Origin of the sequence: Gordonia paraffinivorans (assembly GCF_900683595.1) — a bacterium.
In the GTDB taxonomy this organism is placed as follows: domain Bacteria; phylum Actinomycetota; class Actinomycetes; order Mycobacteriales; family Mycobacteriaceae; genus Gordonia; species Gordonia paraffinivorans.
In genome coordinates this window covers 206,378-220,589 of the sequence record NZ_CAACYD010000005.1, presented here as the reverse complement: position 1 = coordinate 220,589, position 14,212 = coordinate 206,378, and the positions used below count along the sequence as shown (strand labels likewise).

Genomic DNA, 14,212 nt, shown 5'->3' with positions numbered 1-14,212 from the left:
AGGCCGTCCGGCCATCTGATATACGCAGTTGTCACGCTGAGTAATACAAGTCGAGTCTACCGAACCGGTGCGAACGTGTCGGACGCAAACCCGATCGCGGTCTAGGCGAAACGCGAATGGAATGCGTGGTACATCCACGAGCACCTGCCGACGATCCAGATCGCCATGGGCGCCGCCGCGATGATGGGGACGCTGCACCCCGACATGGCATGGATGGCCTACGAACACACCCGGGCCATCGAACGCGTGAACGGCGTGCCCACCGGGCGTTTCGACGAGAAGGCGATGCAGTCCCGGTCAGGTCACACGCTCTCGTTCTTCTTCGGTGTGGCCATGGCGTCGACCCCGGTCGCCGAGCGCGTCACCCGCACGGTACGGGCGATGCACGACCGCGTCGAAGGCGTTCGCCCGGACGGACACCCGTACAAGGCCAGCGATCCCGATCTGCTGACGTGGGACTACTGCACGCAGGCCTGAGCCATCGCGGCCGCGCACAAACGGTTTCACCCGAATCCGTTGAGCGACGAGCGCATGGAGGAGTTCTTCCATGACTACGCGCGGATGGGGCGCGAGCTCGGCGGCGCGAACGTCCCGACCACCAAGAAGGGCGTCGACGACTACCTCGCCGACTCACTGCCGTACCTGGGCGTGACCATGCCGACCGTCGAACTGCTGAATCCGACGGCCCCGTGGCGGTACCCGGTCTGGCAGCGTCCGGTGATGACGCTGGTCGACTGGGCGATCCAGGACCTGCACCCGCAATGGGCGCAGAAGCTGATGAACACCAGGCAGTATCCGAAGCCGGTCGCAGCGGCCCGTCGCCGCATGGTCAAGGGCCTGCTGAACGGCTTCCGGGATGGGAAGATCAAGGAGGTCTACGAGGCCTACGAACGCGTGGGGGCGACTCCCCAGAGTTGACCCGGCCCGTCAGGAGATCCTCGTCGCCGGACCCGCGGACATCTTCCGCGGGTCCGCGTCGTCCGGCGACCTCTGCCGACGCCGGTGGACGAGTTTCGTATCGTCGGGTGTCGGTACCACGGAAGGGGGCGGACCATGAGAATCGCGTTGACCTCGGTCTTCGTCGACGACCAGCGCAAGGCGCTCGACTTCTACACGAACGTCCTCGGCTTCGAGAAACGCCATGACATCCCGCTGGGGGAGCAGGCGTGGTGGCTGACCGTCGTGTCCCCGGAATCGCCGGACGGTCCCGAACTGCTCCTCGAACCGGCCGGACATCCAGCGGCGAAGGCTTACCGGGATGCCCTCGTCGCCGACGGAATCCCGTTGGCGCAGTTCGCAGTCGACGATGTCTATGCCGAGTGCGAGCGGCTGCGCGGCCGCGGCGTCGAGTTCACCCAGGAGCCGACCGACGTCGGAGCCGCGGTGATCGCGGTGTTCGACGACACGTGCGGGAACCTCATCCAGATCGCGGCGGAGAAGACGACGGCCGGCTGAGGACGGTTCAAAGCCTCATGCGGTTTACTGGAACGGTGAAGTCGTTCGTGTCTGCCCGGGTGCGCACCGTGGTCTGCAACGCCGCGGTCTGTGGTGTCGCCGTCGCGGCAGCCGTGTCGGTCTCGACGGTCGCGACAGGCGCCGCCGCCGGCGCCCCGACGGAGCCGGCCCCCGCGACCTCCGGCCTCGATCCCGCCCTGGCCGTGTCCTACACCCTCGCGTCGAACGAGGCCCGGGCGCAGGGTGTTCCGTTGTGGATCACCTCGGGGAAGCGGTCCGACGCGCAGCAGCGACAACTCTGGCGTGATGCCATCGCCGCCTACGGCAGTCCGGAGGCCGCCAGACGCTGGGTCCTGCCCGCAGAAGAGTCCCCGCACGTCCGTGGCGACGCCGTCGACGTCGGCCCGCGCGAGGGCGCGTCCTGGCTGGAGGCGAACGGCAACCGCTGGGGGCTGTGCCGCACCTTCATGAACGAGTGGTGGCACTTCGAGCTCGCCACGACCCCCGGAACCCCGTGCCCGCCGATGTGGCCGGATGCAGCGGTCCGAGCCGACCGCCTCGCCCGTCACTGAGACCCGCAGTCGCGTTCGCCGACCGGATCTGAGACATCCGGTTTCCGAATTGCCCTGAATTCACGGTGGCCTCCAGGCTCGTCTGCGTAGGGTGTGATCCAGACAACATCGAAGTCGATCACGCACGTCTGACACGGGAGCCGCTGATGACCGCCAGCACCGAAGCCGCCACCGATCTGACCGCCGAGCCGTACCGCTCGCGCCGTAATCACTGGAACAACCAGGTTCACCGCCACGCGTTCATGACGCCGGACAAGGTGGCCATCACCTACCGGGATCAGCACACCACCTGGAAGCAGCTCGACGACCGGGCGCGCGCCTTCGGCGCCGCACTGCACCGGCTGGGTGTCCAGTTCGGTGACCGCGTCCTGATGGCGCTGCTCAACCGCACCGAATACATCGAGGCAGTCCTCGGAGCGACGCAGATCGGGGCGATCCCCGTCCCAGTGAACATCCGCATGAGCCCGGCGGAGGTCGCCTACCTGGTCTCCGACAGCGGGGCCAAGGTGATCGTCACCGAGAAACTGCTCGCGCCGCTCGCCGACGCGGTGGCCGCGTCCACCGGCGCGCTGGAGACGTTGATCGTCGTCGACGGCAGCGACAACCCGAACCACCTGGAGTACGAGAGCCTGCTGGCACCGGGCGACGCGGACCTGCCGCTGGTCGATGTCCCGGAGGACACCGTCGCGGCCATCATGTACACCTCGGGCACCACCGGAAAGCCCAAGGGCGCCATGCTGACCCATCTGAACTTCCAGGCGCAGGCGGTCACCACCATGGCCACCACCGCCGCCGCGGACTCCGACGACGTCTCCTCGGTGGTCCCGCCGATCTTCCACATCGCGGGACTCGCGGCGTTCGCACCTGTCTTCTATCGCGGAATCCGGGCGGTCATCCACCCGCTCGGGGCGTTCGACCCGGACGAGATGCTCGACACGCTCGAACGGGAGGGCACCACATCGGTGTTCATGGTCCCCGCGCAATGGCAGGCGGTCTGCGCCGCCCAGAAGGCACGCCCCCGCAAGCTCCGTCTCCGCAACATCAGCTGGGGCGCGGCGCCGGCGTCGGACACGGTGCTCAACGCGATGAGCGAAGCCTTCCCCGAGGCGGCCAACATGACCGCATTCGGACAGACGGAGATGTCACCGGTGACGTGCATCCTCGAGGGCAAGGACGCCCTGCGAAAGCAGGGATCGATCGGCAAGGTCGTGCCGGCGGTGACCGCGCGCATCGTCGATCCGCTGATGAACGACGTCAAACCCGGCGAGGTGGGGGAGATCGTCTACCGTGGCCCCAACCTGATGAAGGGCTACTGGAACAAGCCCGAGGAGACCGCAGAGGCGTTCCGCGGCGGCTGGTTCCACTCCGGCGACCTGGTCCGGCAGGACGAGGAGGGCTTCCTCTACGTCGTCGACCGCGCCAAGGACATGATCATCTCCGGCGGCGAGAACATCTACTGCGCCGAAGTCGAGAACGTCCTGTACGGCCATCCCAAGATCGCCGAGGCGGCGATCATCGGCCGCGCCCACGAGAAGTGGGGCGAGGTGCCGGTCGCCGTCGTGGTGCTGGCCGAAGGCGTCGAAGACCTGAGACTCGAGGAGCTCGAGCCGTACCTCAACGAGAACCTCGCGCGGTTCAAGCATCCGAAGGACCTGGTCATCATCGACGAACTTCCCCGCAACGCCGGCGGCAAGGTCGTCAAACCCAAGTTGCGCGAGCGCTTCGGCAGCAAGGACGCGGGCCTGCACTGACGCGCCTGATCGTCAGCCGGTCGCGATCTCCGTATGGGAGGTCGCGACCGGCCTCGTTGTGAGCCCGCCCGGCGGCAAGGAGTCGCACGACCTCGATCGAACCCGCCGGTGCACAGCGACTTTCGACGTTCCACCTCGATGCGACGTTGTGGATGAGCCCTGATATTCGCTCCGCTCCGCTACACCGACCTTCAGAACGCATCACCCCGGCCGAACTCGCGCTGTATGCAGCGCTACTCGACCACGCCTACCCGAACTGAAGCGCCGGCCGAGTCCGAAATCGCACTTGGCATTGCAGCGGCCTGACGGCCGCTACTTCTTGGGTTTCTTGGCGGCCGCGAGCTGACGTCCCTGGCGTCGATAGCGCCAGATGAAGTAGCCGACGAGGGCGAACACGATGACGCCGACGATCACACCCCACAACGAGGCCGCCCGGAATCCTGGGGCCTCGACGTCGAAGATGCGTTCGCCCGCGTGCGCACCGTTGCCGCCGCCGGCGACGACGGCCAGCGTCAGGAGGTTCGGAATCGCGGCGAGAACGCCCAGCACGGCAAAGGCAATCGTCGGGATGTTCCTCAGCCGACTGCGGTTCAGGAACGAGAGGGTGAAGAAGAGCAGCGGCAGGAACGTGCAGACGAAACCGATGACCAGGCCGGTCCACACCCCGCTCGCCATGGAGCCGTTGACGCGCCGCCCGATCTGTCCGGCCCACCACCGCGGCAGGAAGGCCTCCAGGATGAAGTAGGTGACCACCAGCAACGCGGCGATGACGAGGCCGATGACGACCTTCTTGACGAGAGCGTTCGCGCGCTCGCCGGCCGTCGGCTTGGGTGGGGTGTCGGTGACAGCGCCCCCGGCAGGCGTCGACCCCGGAAGGGTCGACGACGGCTGCGCCGGATCGGTGTGCGGCATCGGAGGCGTGGGCCCGCCCGGTTCCGACTGGGGTGCCGAGAACTGCTCGTTGCTCATGCGCCCGAGTGTAGGCGCCATTCGCGACCCTTCAGCTGTGTCGCCGGTTTCCGGGCGTCACGCCGGAGTGTCGCCCGGATCCGTCACAGCACCTGCTCGATGGCCCCGGTCAGTTTCTCGGGCTTGGTCGCGGGAGCGAACCGCCCGACGACCTGGCCGTCGCGGTCCACCAGGAACTTGGTGAAGTTCCATTTGATCCGGCCGCCGAGGATCCCCGACTTCTGGGCGCGCAGCCACTCGAACAGCGGGTGGGCATTCGAGCCGTTCACCTCGACCTTGGCGAACATCGGAAAGGTGACGTCGTAGGTGAGGGAGCAGAAGTTCTTGATCTCCTCCGCGTCGCCGGGTTCCTGGTGGGCGAACTGGTCGCACGGGAAGCCCAGGACATGGAGACCGCGGACGGAGTACTTGCGGTGCAGCGCCTCGAGACCCTCATATTGCGGGGTGAAGCCGCACTTCGACGCGGTGTTCACGATGAGGAGGGGATCGCCGCGGAAATCCGAGAGTGAGACCGGATTGCCGTCGATGTCGGTGGCGGTGAAATCGAACGCGGAAGTCATGACGGCAACGCTACGTCAGTCCCCGAAGCGCTCCCGGCGGATTCGGTTCTGCTGGTGGCCGGCCTCGACCATCCAGGCCGCACACGCCTCCACGAACCCGTTGGGACCGCAGATGTACACGGTGGGCTCCGACGACGGAGGGAGTGTCAGTCTGGCGAGTTCGGCCGCATCGAGCCGGCCCGCCGGCCGTGGCGAGCCCGCGGGCGCGACACGGCTGTGCACCACGTGCACGTCCATCCGGCGATGCTCGGTGAGAAGCCTCAGCTCGTCGCGGTAGTACACGTCGTCGGGCGTGCGAACCGAGTACACCAGGGAGAACGGCGTCTGCGGGGCCTCGACCTCGCGCGCGCGGATCATCGACATCAGCGGCGCCACACCCGATCCGCCGCCGATCAGCTGGACCGGACGGTCATCTCCGGACGCCCAGGTGAACCACCATCCGTGCGGTCCGCTGATCTCCAGCGGATCCCCGACCTCCACCACATCGCACAGGTAGGGCGACACCTCGCCGTCGTCAACGCGCTCGACGGTGACCTCGATGCTCCTTGGCTCCCGCGTGTCCGACACCGAATAGGTCCGGGCCGTCGAATAGCCGTCCTCCGCGGTGAGCCTGATGTCGATGTGCTGCCCCGGCAGAACGTGGAGGTCGGTGTCCAGCCGGAGCCGGAGGGTGCGAGCGGACGGGGTGATGTCGGCGACCGCGGTCACCGTCGTGAGCAGCCAGTCGGTCACGAGTACCGCTGCTCGCGCCAGGGATCGCCGTACATGTGGTACCCGCGTTCCTCCCAGAATCCCGGGGTGTCCTCGGTCATGAAGCGAAGGCGCCGCACCCATTTCGCGCTCTTCCAGAAGTACAGATGGGGCACGAGGAGCCGTGCCGGCCCGCCGTGTTCGGGGGCGAGCGGCTCCCCGTCGTAGGTGTCGGCGATCCATCCGCGCCCACCGACGAGATCGGCGAGCGGGACGTTGGTGGTGTAGCCGCCGTGACAGTGCGCCATCACGTACGGCGCCGGCTCGAAGGGCAGCACCGACAACAGGGTGTCGAACGAGACCCCGCGCCACCGCGTGCCGAACTTGGACCACCGGGTCACGCAGTGGATGTCGGTGGTCACGTCGTCGTGGGGCAGTGCCCGGAACTCCGCCCAGGACAACGTCTTCGCGCGATGGTCCGCGGACTGGACCGCCAGCGACCACTTCTCGAGCGGGATCGACGGCGTCGGCTCCGCCGAGAGGACCGGGAAGTCCAGGGTCGTGTACTGCCCGGGCGGCAGCCGCCTGGACTCGCGGTCACGACGGCCCACGAACCCTCTGTTGACGATCGCCATGTGGACCGAGTGTACGGGCGTCGGGAGATCTGGCACCGCAGTCCGCCGCCCCGGATACCTGGAGGCGGCCTCGGCCTGCGGAAACGCGGTGACCACCTCCTGCCTGTGGCGGGAACCGGGGGACTGGTGTGGGTCGGGCTGGTCGCGGTCGCGGTGCCCGCCGTCGAGGTCACCGGTTTCCGACGCCGCGACATCCCCTGACACGACGAACGCGTTGCGCTTGCGCCCGGTTGGCGAGCTCGAGCGCAATGCGATCGGTCGGGTGACTCAGTTCTGGCCGAGTGCTGCGGCGAGGCGACGCCACTGCTCGCGCGGGAAGCCCTTGAAGTCCGCCTGCAGGACCTGCACGCACACGTGATCGGCACCGGCCGAACGGTGTTCGTCGATGCGCGAGAGGATCGCCTGCTCGTCGCCCCAGGCGATGAGGGCGTCGAAGAGGCGGTCGCTCACCGAGCTCAGGTCGTCGTCGGTGAATCCGAGGCGCCGGAGGTTGTTGGCGTAGTTGGGCATCGCGAGATAACCCGTCAGCCACTTGACGCCGATCGCCCTCGCCTCCTCACGGTCGGAGGCGAAGATCGCGGTCTGCTCGGGAGCGAGGAGCGGTCCGGCGCCGAGGGTCTCGCGCGCGGTCGCCGTGTGGTCCGGCGTCACCAGGTACGGGTGGGCGCCCCTGGTGCGGTCGGCCGCGAGCTGCAGCATCTTGGGTCCCAGCGCCGCCAGCACCCGGCTGTCGGCCGGCACGGGTGTGGGTGCGGCGTCGAGACCGTCGAGGAATGCGCGCGTGGTCGCCAGCGGCTTCTTGTATGTGCCCGGGCCCTTCTGGTCGATCAGCGGCGCATGGCTGATGCCGAGGCCGAGAAGGAACCGGGGTCCGTACTCGCCGGTGAACTCCGCGTGCGCCGCGGCGACGTCGGCCGGTTCGTGCATCCACATGTTGAGGATGCCGGTGGCGACGATCGCCTGCTTGGTGGCGCCGAGCAGGTTGCGCACGGAATCGAGCACCGGACCGCCGACGTCGGGGATCCAGAGTGCGGTGAAACCGAGCTCGTCGAGCTCTGCGGCGGCCTCCGCGGCCTCCCCGGCGTCTCCGTAACGTAGTGGCGAACTCCAGATTCCTACCCCGTCGAGATTCATGTCACCGACCTTACCGACCGGACGGCGCTCAGTTCGACGCCGAGTCCGGGGGCGGGGGAGGGCTCGACGGCCGGGGCGGCGCCGTCTGCGCGAGGCGTTGGTCCATCGCGGCAGTGACTTTGCGGTAGATGTTGATCGCGACGATCCCGACGACGATCAGCACGATCCCCGCCGTCGTGTTCAACGAGTCGGTGACCAGTCCCGCGATGCCGATCGCGAGGACGTACATCGGCACCCAATCGAACACGTGCAGAACGGAAGTCGGCTTGTCGTCGTCGGACAGCCAGCCCCCGCGCACCGCCGCGCGGTAGGAGGCGTAGTCCGGGTAGAACTCGGTGAACGAGATCGCGAAGATCAGGCCGCCGATCTGGATGATCCAGCCGGTCCAGAAGTTGTTCGCATCGTCGAGCACGGCATCGCCGTAGGCCCCCGACACCGCGCCGACGCCGAAGCCGATGACCCAGGCCCACGTGATGACGTAATTGATCCGCAGGAACAGGGGACTGTCCCAGAACTCCTCGGGGGTGTCCTCCTTGGCGTACTGCAGGGTGAACGGCTGGCGGATGAGGATGGAGCCGAGGGCGAATGCGACGAGGGCTATGTTGGTCATCTCGCCGCCCCACTTCTCCAGCCACTCGATGACGCCTTGCGACGCGAAGAGGGCGAGCAGCGCCATGACGCCGAAGTAGACGACGTCGAAGACCTCGAGGAGTTTGATGCTCGTGCCGCGCTTGTGCGTGCCGATAACCAGCAGGAGCGACAGCGCGAAAGCCGATGCGGCGGCTTCCTCGAAGCGCCCGGGCCCGGTGAGCAGAGCCATGAGGATCCACGGCGACATGCCCGCGAAGGGGGAGTTCAGGAACTGGCTCAACGCGTGACGCGCTTTCGAGCCCCGCGTGGTGTCCGCGTTCGACGAACCGGCCGAGTTGTCGCGCTCAGTGGTCATATCTCGAATTGTGAGGTCGGGACGTGCATCGGTGCAGTGAACCGAGTGATTTGTGCCGATTGTTCCCCCGAATGTGCGACGCAGCGGCGGAATCGGGCCGACGGATGTGGTGTTTGCGTCGAAATTCGGCCGCGAAGGCGTTTCGTCGCCGTCACCCGCGTCGCGTGAGGGAACATGGACACCCGACGCACGGGGCGGGGGAGGGATGGAATCGGTGCCGGATTCGACACGCGGGGGCGACGGGCGTGAGGTCGTCGAGAGAGACGTCACGTCCGTGCCTCCTGCCGGAGACGCGGCGGTGGCCGAGCGGTACCGTCTGCTCCTCGATCTGAGTCCCGATGCCATGGCCGTCCATCAGGACGGGAAGATCGTCTACGTCAACTCCGCGGCGCTCGACTTCGCGCGCGTCAGTTCCCCACACGAGTTGTTGGGCCATCCCATCACCGATTTCGTCCACCCCGACGAGATCCCCCGGATGATCGAGCGCCTCGTCGGCATCGGCGACGAGACCGGTGCGACGACATCGCCCGAGGAGATGACGATGCTCGACGCCGCCGGCGTGCCCAGGCCGATGGAGGTCACGTCGGTGCGGACCCTGTGGCTCGACGAACCCGCCTATCTGGTGATCCTGCGCGACGTCATCTCGCGCAAGGCCATCAGATCCGCCGCCGCCGAGCCGGCGCCGGCACCATTGCTCGACCGGCTGAGGACTCTCCTCGGCGACCTGATCCAACCCGTGCTCGTGGTCGGCGAGGACGGCGGGATCGAGCTCGCGAACCCGGCCGCCGAGACGATGTTCGGGCCGCGGTGTGCGCCCGGCGAATCGATCGCCGATCTGCCGTTGCGGTTCGTCGACGGGGACTCCCCGGTCACCCAGTGCCTGGAGAGCCGCTCCGCGGTCACCGATGCGACGGCCGAGATCACCACGCAGGCCGGCCGGCGATGGCTGTCGTGCAGTTGCCGTCTCATCGAGGATGCCGACGCCCACCCGATTGCGGTGGTGTCCTTCGTCGACGTCACCGAGCGGTACCGGGAGCGAACACGCCTGGCCTGGGATGCGGTCCACGATCCGCTCACGCAGCTGTACAACCGGGCGGGCATCCTCGATCGCCTCGACGCGCAGATCGCCGAGCTCAGCGCCGACGGCGACCCGGCGTGCGTGACGATCTATTACATCGACCTCGACAGCTTCCAACTCGTCAACGACTCCCTCGGCCATGCGGTGGGCGACGAGGTGCTGCACACCGTCGCCCGGCGACTGGCCGCGGTGACACCCGAGTCGGGTGCGGTGGGAAGGATCGGCGGTGACGAATTCGTGCTGGTGGCCAAACATTCGACGGAGGATTCCGCATCCGACATCGACCGGCAGATCGACGCCGTGCGTACCGCGATCGATCAGCCTGTGCCGGTGAGCATCCGGGCGCAACCGCTGACGATCCGCGCCAGCATCGGGGTCGCGACCCTCGACAAGGGCGACACCGCCACCCCGACCGATCTGCTGCGCGACGCCGACATCGCTCTCGGCGAGGCACGCAAGGCGTCGCGGGTTCCGTACGTGCACTTCCGCGTTCAGCACCGGGAGCAACTACAGCGCAGACAGCGGATCGAGGAAGAGTTGCGTCGGGCCCTCGACTCGGACACCGGGCAACTCGAGATCCATTACCAACCCATCGTGTCGACGGCTTCCGGCGCCCTCGTCGCCCTCGAGGCCCTCCTGCGGTGGAACCACCCGGAGCTCGGCCCGATCTCGCCGACCGAGTTCATCCCTCTCGCAGAACGATCCACGCTGATCGACGCGCTGGGCGCCCACGTGCTGGAGACGGCATCGGCGGAGGTCGGCGCGATCGCCGAGCTGCGCCCGGTCATGCTGAGCGTCAACGTCTCCCGTCGAGAGCTCGACCACGGCGACTTCCTCGACCGCCTCCGCCGGGTGGTCACGCGCGGACCGCGACCCGCCGAGTCGTTGTGCCTGGAGATCACCGAGAGCGCGATCGCACCGATCGACCGGGATCTGCTCGACCTGCTCGCAGGCATCCGCGCGCTGGGCGTCCGGATCTCACTCGACGACTTCGGCACGGGCGCTTCCACACTCAGCGAGCTGTACCGGATGCCGGTGGAGATCATGAAGACCGCGAAGGGCTTCGTCGACGCTCTCCGGGAGGGACCCAATGCCCGCAGGATCCTGTCCGGGATCGTCGGCGTGGCGCACTCGGTCGGCGTCCGCGTCGTCGCCGAGGGCATCGAAACCGCCGAGCAGGCGGGGATCATCGCCGAGGTGGGATGCGACTACGGGCAGGGCTTCCACTACGGCCGCCCGCTCCCGTTGGGCGAGATCATGGCCGACGGACCGCTCATCGCCACCGGGCCTCTCGTCTCCGAACAGACCTGACCTGCAGGTACACCCGATCGAGATCGAGGTGTTCCCATACCTCGCCCGCCCGCCGTCACCCCGCGAGTACAATTGGGCGCGACAGCCGTCGGCGTCGACGGAAGCAACCGGACAGCGAGGTCACGGACATGCCCCACGTTCCCTGCTGCGACCACACGGCGATCGGGGTCATGCGATGACCGACGCCCAGGAGCGCGAGGTCGCCGAACAGCACACCGCGAAGGTCATCGGCGTCACGGTCGCCGCCGCGGTGGGCGGCTTCCTGTTCGGCTTCGACAGCTCGGTGGTCAACGGCGCGGTCGACTCCATCGAGAACAGCTTCGGGCTCGGCAAACTCATGACGGGCTTCGCCGTCGCGATCGCCCTTCTCGGTTGCGCGCTCGGCGCCTGGTTCGCCGGTCGGCTCGCCGACGTCTGGGGCCGCAAGCGCGTGATGCTGCTCGGTTCGGCCCTGTTCATCATCTCCTCGATCGGCACCGGCTTCACCCAGACGATCCCGGACCTGCTGCTGTGGCGCGTCCTCGGCGGCATCGGCATCGGCATCGCCTCGGTGATCGCACCGGCCTACATCTCCGAGATCGCCCCGGCCCGGTATCGCGGAGCGCTCGCGTCGATGCAGCAGCTCGCGATCACGACGGGCATCTTCGCCGCCCTCCTGTCCGATGCGATCCTCGCCGACTCCGCGGGCAGCGCGTCGGCGGACCTCTGGTGGGGTCTCGAGGCCTGGCGGTGGATGTTCCTCGTCGGTGTCGTGCCGGCACTGGTCTACGGCCTTCTCGCGCTGATGATCCCGGAGTCGCCCCGATACCTGGTGGGCCGCAACCGCGACGAGGAGGCGGCGCGCATCCTGCAGACGGTCACCGGCGAGGCCAACCCGCTCGACCGTGTCAAAGAGATCAAGCTGACCGTCAAACGCGAGGCCAAGACGTCGATCAAGGACATCACCGGCCCCTCGTTCGGCCTTCACCCGCTGGTGTGGGTGGGCATCTGGATCGCGGTCTTCCAACAGTTCGTCGGCATCAACGCGATCTTCTACTACTCGACGACGCTGTGGCAGTCCGTCGGCTTCTCCGAGAGCGACTCGTTCCGGACGTCGGTCATCACCGCCGTCATCAACGTCGGCATGACGTTCGTGGCGATCCTGTTCGTGGACCGCGTCGGACGTCGCAAGCTGCTGCTGGCCGGTTCCGTCGGGATGTTCATCGGACTGCTGATGGCCTGCATCGCGTTCACCCAGCAGATCGGCGAGGGAGACGACGTCACGTTGCCCGAATCGTGGGGCGTGGTCGCACTCATCGGCGCCAACCTGTTCGTCGTGGCGTTCGCCGCGACGTGGGGCCCGGTGATGTGGGTGATGCTCGGCGAGATGTTCCCGAACAGGATTCGCGGTGTCGCCCTCGGCGTCTGCACCGCGGCCAACTGGATCGCCAACTTCACCATCTCGATGCTGTTCCCGCAGATGACCGAACTGGTGGGACTCGGGATCATCTACGGCTTCTTCGCCTTCTGCGCCGCCGCGTCGTTCGTGTACGTGTGGAAGAAGGTCGAGGAGACCAAGGGCCTCGAACTCGAGGAGATGGACTCGGTCGCCGAGAGCCGGCTGTCGCGGGCGACGGTGGCCCGCGAGCCGCGGTGACCGTCTCGGAGCCGGCGATGTTCGATCCCCGAGACCTCGACGTGCCGGTGGTCGCCGCGCCGATGGCGGGCGGCCCCACCACGCCGGCACTGGTGTCCGCAGCGAGCGGGGCCGGGGGCCTGGGTCAGCTCGCCGCCGGCTATCTGACCCCGGAGAAGCTGGCCTCCGACATCGCGGCGGTCCGCGCCGCCGGAACCGAGCTGTTCGGCGTCAACATCTTCGTCCCCGAAACCGATCCGGTGGATCGGGCGGCGGTGGCACGCTACCGCGAGCGGCTTCTGGGGTACGCGGCCGCACTCGACGTCAACCTGCCCGCCGTCGACGAACTCGGTGACGACGACGATCACTTCGATGCCAAGATCGCGCTCATGTGCGACGAGCGGATCCCGGTGGTGTCGTTCGCCTTCGGATGTCCGCCCGCGCCCGCCGTCGCCGAGCTGCACCGCCACGGATGCAGTGTCGGGGTCACCGTGACCGGCGTCGACGACGCGGTGCTCGCCGCGGAGGCCGGCGCGGACTGGCTCTGCGTGCAGGGGCCCGATGCGGGCGGGCACCGCTCGGTGTTCGACCGGCGCGCGATCCCGCCGTCGCAACCGCTCGACGATCTCCTCCGCGCGGTTCGCGGCCGACTCGACCTGCCGCTGGTCGCCGCGGGAGGCATCTCGACGCGAGACCGCGCCGACCACGTGCGGGCGTCGGGTGCGACGGCCGTCCAGGTGGGCACGGTCCTGCTGCGCACCCACGAGGCCGGCACCAAACCGGCCCATGCCGATGCGCTCGCCGATCCCGCACGCACCGAGACGGTCGTGACGCTCGCGTTCAGCGGCCGCCCCGCACATCGACAACGGACTCTGGGCATCCGACGGCGGATACGAGTTCGTCCTGACGCTGGGCGCCGGCTCGCTGCTCCTCGCGGTCGTGGGCGCCGGCCTCATCAGCGTCGACGCGGTCCTGGGCCGGACGATCGGCTGGCCGGCAGCGGATACGGCCGCGAACCGGACGACCGTCGACGCCTGATCCACCCCGAGAACATGGACCCGCGGCGGGAAGCTGCGGGGCCATGTCGCGTTCGGGTAGATTCTCGCCACCACCCGTCGTCATCCCACACCGCGCGAAGGAAGTCCGGATGCCCTGGATCCTGCTGATCGGCGCCATCGCGTCCGAGGTCGCGGCGACGCTCTCACTGAAGGGATCGCAGTCGCATCCGGCGCTCTACGCCGTGGTGGTCCTCGGGTACGTCGTCGCCTTCGTCCTCCTGTCCGCAGTCCTGCGGCAGGGGATGAAGGTCGGTGTCGCCTACGGGGTCTGGGCCGCGGCCGGGGTGGCGCTCACCGCCGTCCTGTCATCGGTGATCTTCGGCGAGGCCTTCACGCCGCTGATGGGCATCGGCATCGTGTGCATCATGGTCGGCGTGCTGCTGGTCGAGTCCGGATCGAGCACACACGCTGCCGTCGACATCGACGAGACGACGTGAC

General features: G+C 68.0%; 13 protein-coding genes and 1 pseudogene. 8 read left to right on the top strand and 6 right to left on the bottom strand.

All coding sequences use genetic code 11. The features are described from left to right. The first annotated feature begins 132 nt into the window (after nucleotides 1–132). The 4 genes and pseudogenes from E1P53_RS03255 to fadD5 all read left to right on the top strand — a co-directional run bounded on the left by E1P53_RS03255 (nucleotide 133) and on the right by fadD5 (nucleotide 3,778). Nucleotides 133–918 (top strand): annotated as a pseudogene (locus tag E1P53_RS03255) (oxygenase MpaB family protein). A 135-nt stretch (nucleotides 919–1,053) separates the two neighbouring features. Then, the gene (locus tag E1P53_RS03250) at nucleotides 1,054–1,455 is read left to right on the top strand and encodes a VOC family protein (RefSeq protein WP_131733457.1); all 402 of its coding nucleotides are present in this window, start codon (nucleotides 1,054–1,056) and stop codon (nucleotides 1,453–1,455) included. A gap of 35 nt (nucleotides 1,456–1,490) precedes the next feature. After that, entirely contained in the window at nucleotides 1,491–2,027 is a 537-nt protein-coding gene (locus tag E1P53_RS03245; RefSeq protein WP_371830987.1) for a M15 family metallopeptidase, read from the top strand. 146 nt (nucleotides 2,028–2,173) lie between these two features. Beyond that, complete coding sequence (fadD5, locus tag E1P53_RS03240; RefSeq protein WP_131733455.1) at nucleotides 2,174–3,778, top strand: fatty-acid--CoA ligase FadD5; 1,605 nt, start codon at nucleotides 2,174–2,176, stop codon at nucleotides 3,776–3,778. 312 nt (nucleotides 3,779–4,090) lie between these two features. On the opposite strand, the gene E1P53_RS03235 is transcribed toward fadD5, so the two are convergent. From E1P53_RS03235 to E1P53_RS03210, 6 genes are all read right to left on the bottom strand, one after another. Next, nucleotides 4,091–4,747: a hypothetical protein gene (locus tag E1P53_RS03235; RefSeq protein ID WP_006901742.1), complete on the bottom strand. Its 657-nt coding sequence runs from the start codon at nucleotides 4,745–4,747 to the stop codon at nucleotides 4,091–4,093. A gap of 83 nt (nucleotides 4,748–4,830) precedes the next feature. Further along, nucleotides 4,831–5,307, bottom strand: coding sequence for a glutathione peroxidase (locus E1P53_RS03230; protein WP_006901743.1), 477 nt, complete (start codon nucleotides 5,305–5,307; stop codon nucleotides 4,831–4,833). Nucleotides 5,308–5,322: 15 nt separating this feature from the next. Continuing rightward, on the bottom strand, nucleotides 5,323–6,039 hold the full coding sequence (locus tag E1P53_RS03225) for a ferredoxin reductase (protein ID WP_131733454.1): 717 nt from the start codon (nucleotides 6,037–6,039) through the stop codon (nucleotides 5,323–5,325). Then, nucleotides 6,036–6,632, bottom strand: coding sequence for a sulfite oxidase-like oxidoreductase (locus E1P53_RS03220; protein WP_131733453.1), 597 nt, complete (start codon nucleotides 6,630–6,632; stop codon nucleotides 6,036–6,038). Before E1P53_RS03220 ends, E1P53_RS03225 begins: the two co-directional genes overlap by 4 nt. Nucleotides 6,633–6,899: 267 nt before the next feature. After that, nucleotides 6,900–7,766 carry an LLM class F420-dependent oxidoreductase gene (locus E1P53_RS03215; RefSeq protein WP_006901746.1) on the bottom strand — a complete coding sequence of 289 codons (867 nt, stop codon included), beginning with the start codon at nucleotides 7,764–7,766 and terminating at the stop codon, nucleotides 6,900–6,902. A gap of 28 nt (nucleotides 7,767–7,794) precedes the next feature. Continuing rightward, nucleotides 7,795–8,712 carry a hypothetical protein gene (locus E1P53_RS03210; protein WP_244941102.1) on the bottom strand — a complete coding sequence of 306 codons (918 nt, stop codon included), beginning with the start codon at nucleotides 8,710–8,712 and terminating at the stop codon, nucleotides 7,795–7,797. 274 nt (nucleotides 8,713–8,986) lie between these two features. Here E1P53_RS03210 and E1P53_RS03205 point away from each other — a divergent pair, with 274 nt between their 5' ends. The 4 genes from E1P53_RS03205 (at nucleotide 8,987) to E1P53_RS03185 (ending at nucleotide 14,211) form a co-directional block, all read left to right on the top strand. Then, nucleotides 8,987–11,101 (top strand): putative bifunctional diguanylate cyclase/phosphodiesterase, encoded by a 2,115-nt coding sequence (locus E1P53_RS03205; protein WP_342353773.1) that lies wholly within the window; start codon nucleotides 8,987–8,989, stop codon nucleotides 11,099–11,101. A 175-nt stretch (nucleotides 11,102–11,276) separates the two neighbouring features. Continuing rightward, nucleotides 11,277–12,737 carry a sugar porter family MFS transporter gene (locus E1P53_RS03200; RefSeq protein ID WP_006901749.1) on the top strand — a complete coding sequence of 487 codons (1,461 nt, stop codon included), beginning with the start codon at nucleotides 11,277–11,279 and terminating at the stop codon, nucleotides 12,735–12,737. 17 nt (nucleotides 12,738–12,754) lie between these two features. Further along, nucleotides 12,755–13,882, top strand: a complete 1,128-nt coding sequence (locus E1P53_RS03195; protein WP_244941101.1) for a nitronate monooxygenase — start codon at nucleotides 12,755–12,757, stop codon at nucleotides 13,880–13,882. After that, nucleotides 13,864–14,211 carry a DMT family transporter gene (locus tag E1P53_RS03185; protein WP_006901755.1) on the top strand — a complete coding sequence of 116 codons (348 nt, stop codon included), beginning with the start codon at nucleotides 13,864–13,866 and terminating at the stop codon, nucleotides 14,209–14,211. The genes E1P53_RS03195 and E1P53_RS03185 overlap by 19 nt, the downstream gene beginning before the upstream one ends. Nucleotide 14,212: the final 1 nt, after the last annotated feature.

Coding starts and splice junctions, on each gene's coding strand:
- E1P53_RS03250 (WP_131733457.1), top strand. CDS start 1,054: ATGAGAATCGCGTTGACCTCGGTCTTCGTCGACGACCAGCGCAAGGCG.
- fadD5 (WP_131733455.1), top strand. CDS start 2,174: ATGACCGCCAGCACCGAAGCCGCCACCGATCTGACCGCCGAGCCGTAC.
- E1P53_RS03235 (WP_006901742.1), bottom strand. CDS start 4,747: ATGAGCAACGAGCAGTTCTCGGCACCCCAGTCGGAACCGGGCGGGCCC.
- E1P53_RS03230 (WP_006901743.1), bottom strand. CDS start 5,307: ATGACTTCCGCGTTCGATTTCACCGCCACCGACATCGACGGCAATCCG.
- E1P53_RS03220 (WP_131733453.1), bottom strand. CDS start 6,632: ATGGCGATCGTCAACAGAGGGTTCGTGGGCCGTCGTGACCGCGAGTCC.
- E1P53_RS03215 (WP_006901746.1), bottom strand. CDS start 7,766: ATGAATCTCGACGGGGTAGGAATCTGGAGTTCGCCACTACGTTACGGA.
- E1P53_RS03210 (WP_244941102.1), bottom strand. CDS start 8,712: ATGACCACTGAGCGCGACAACTCGGCCGGTTCGTCGAACGCGGACACC.
- E1P53_RS03200 (WP_006901749.1), top strand. CDS start 11,277: ATGACCGACGCCCAGGAGCGCGAGGTCGCCGAACAGCACACCGCGAAG.
- E1P53_RS03195 (WP_244941101.1), top strand. CDS start 12,755: ATGTTCGATCCCCGAGACCTCGACGTGCCGGTGGTCGCCGCGCCGATG.
- E1P53_RS03185 (WP_006901755.1), top strand. CDS start 13,864: ATGCCCTGGATCCTGCTGATCGGCGCCATCGCGTCCGAGGTCGCGGCG.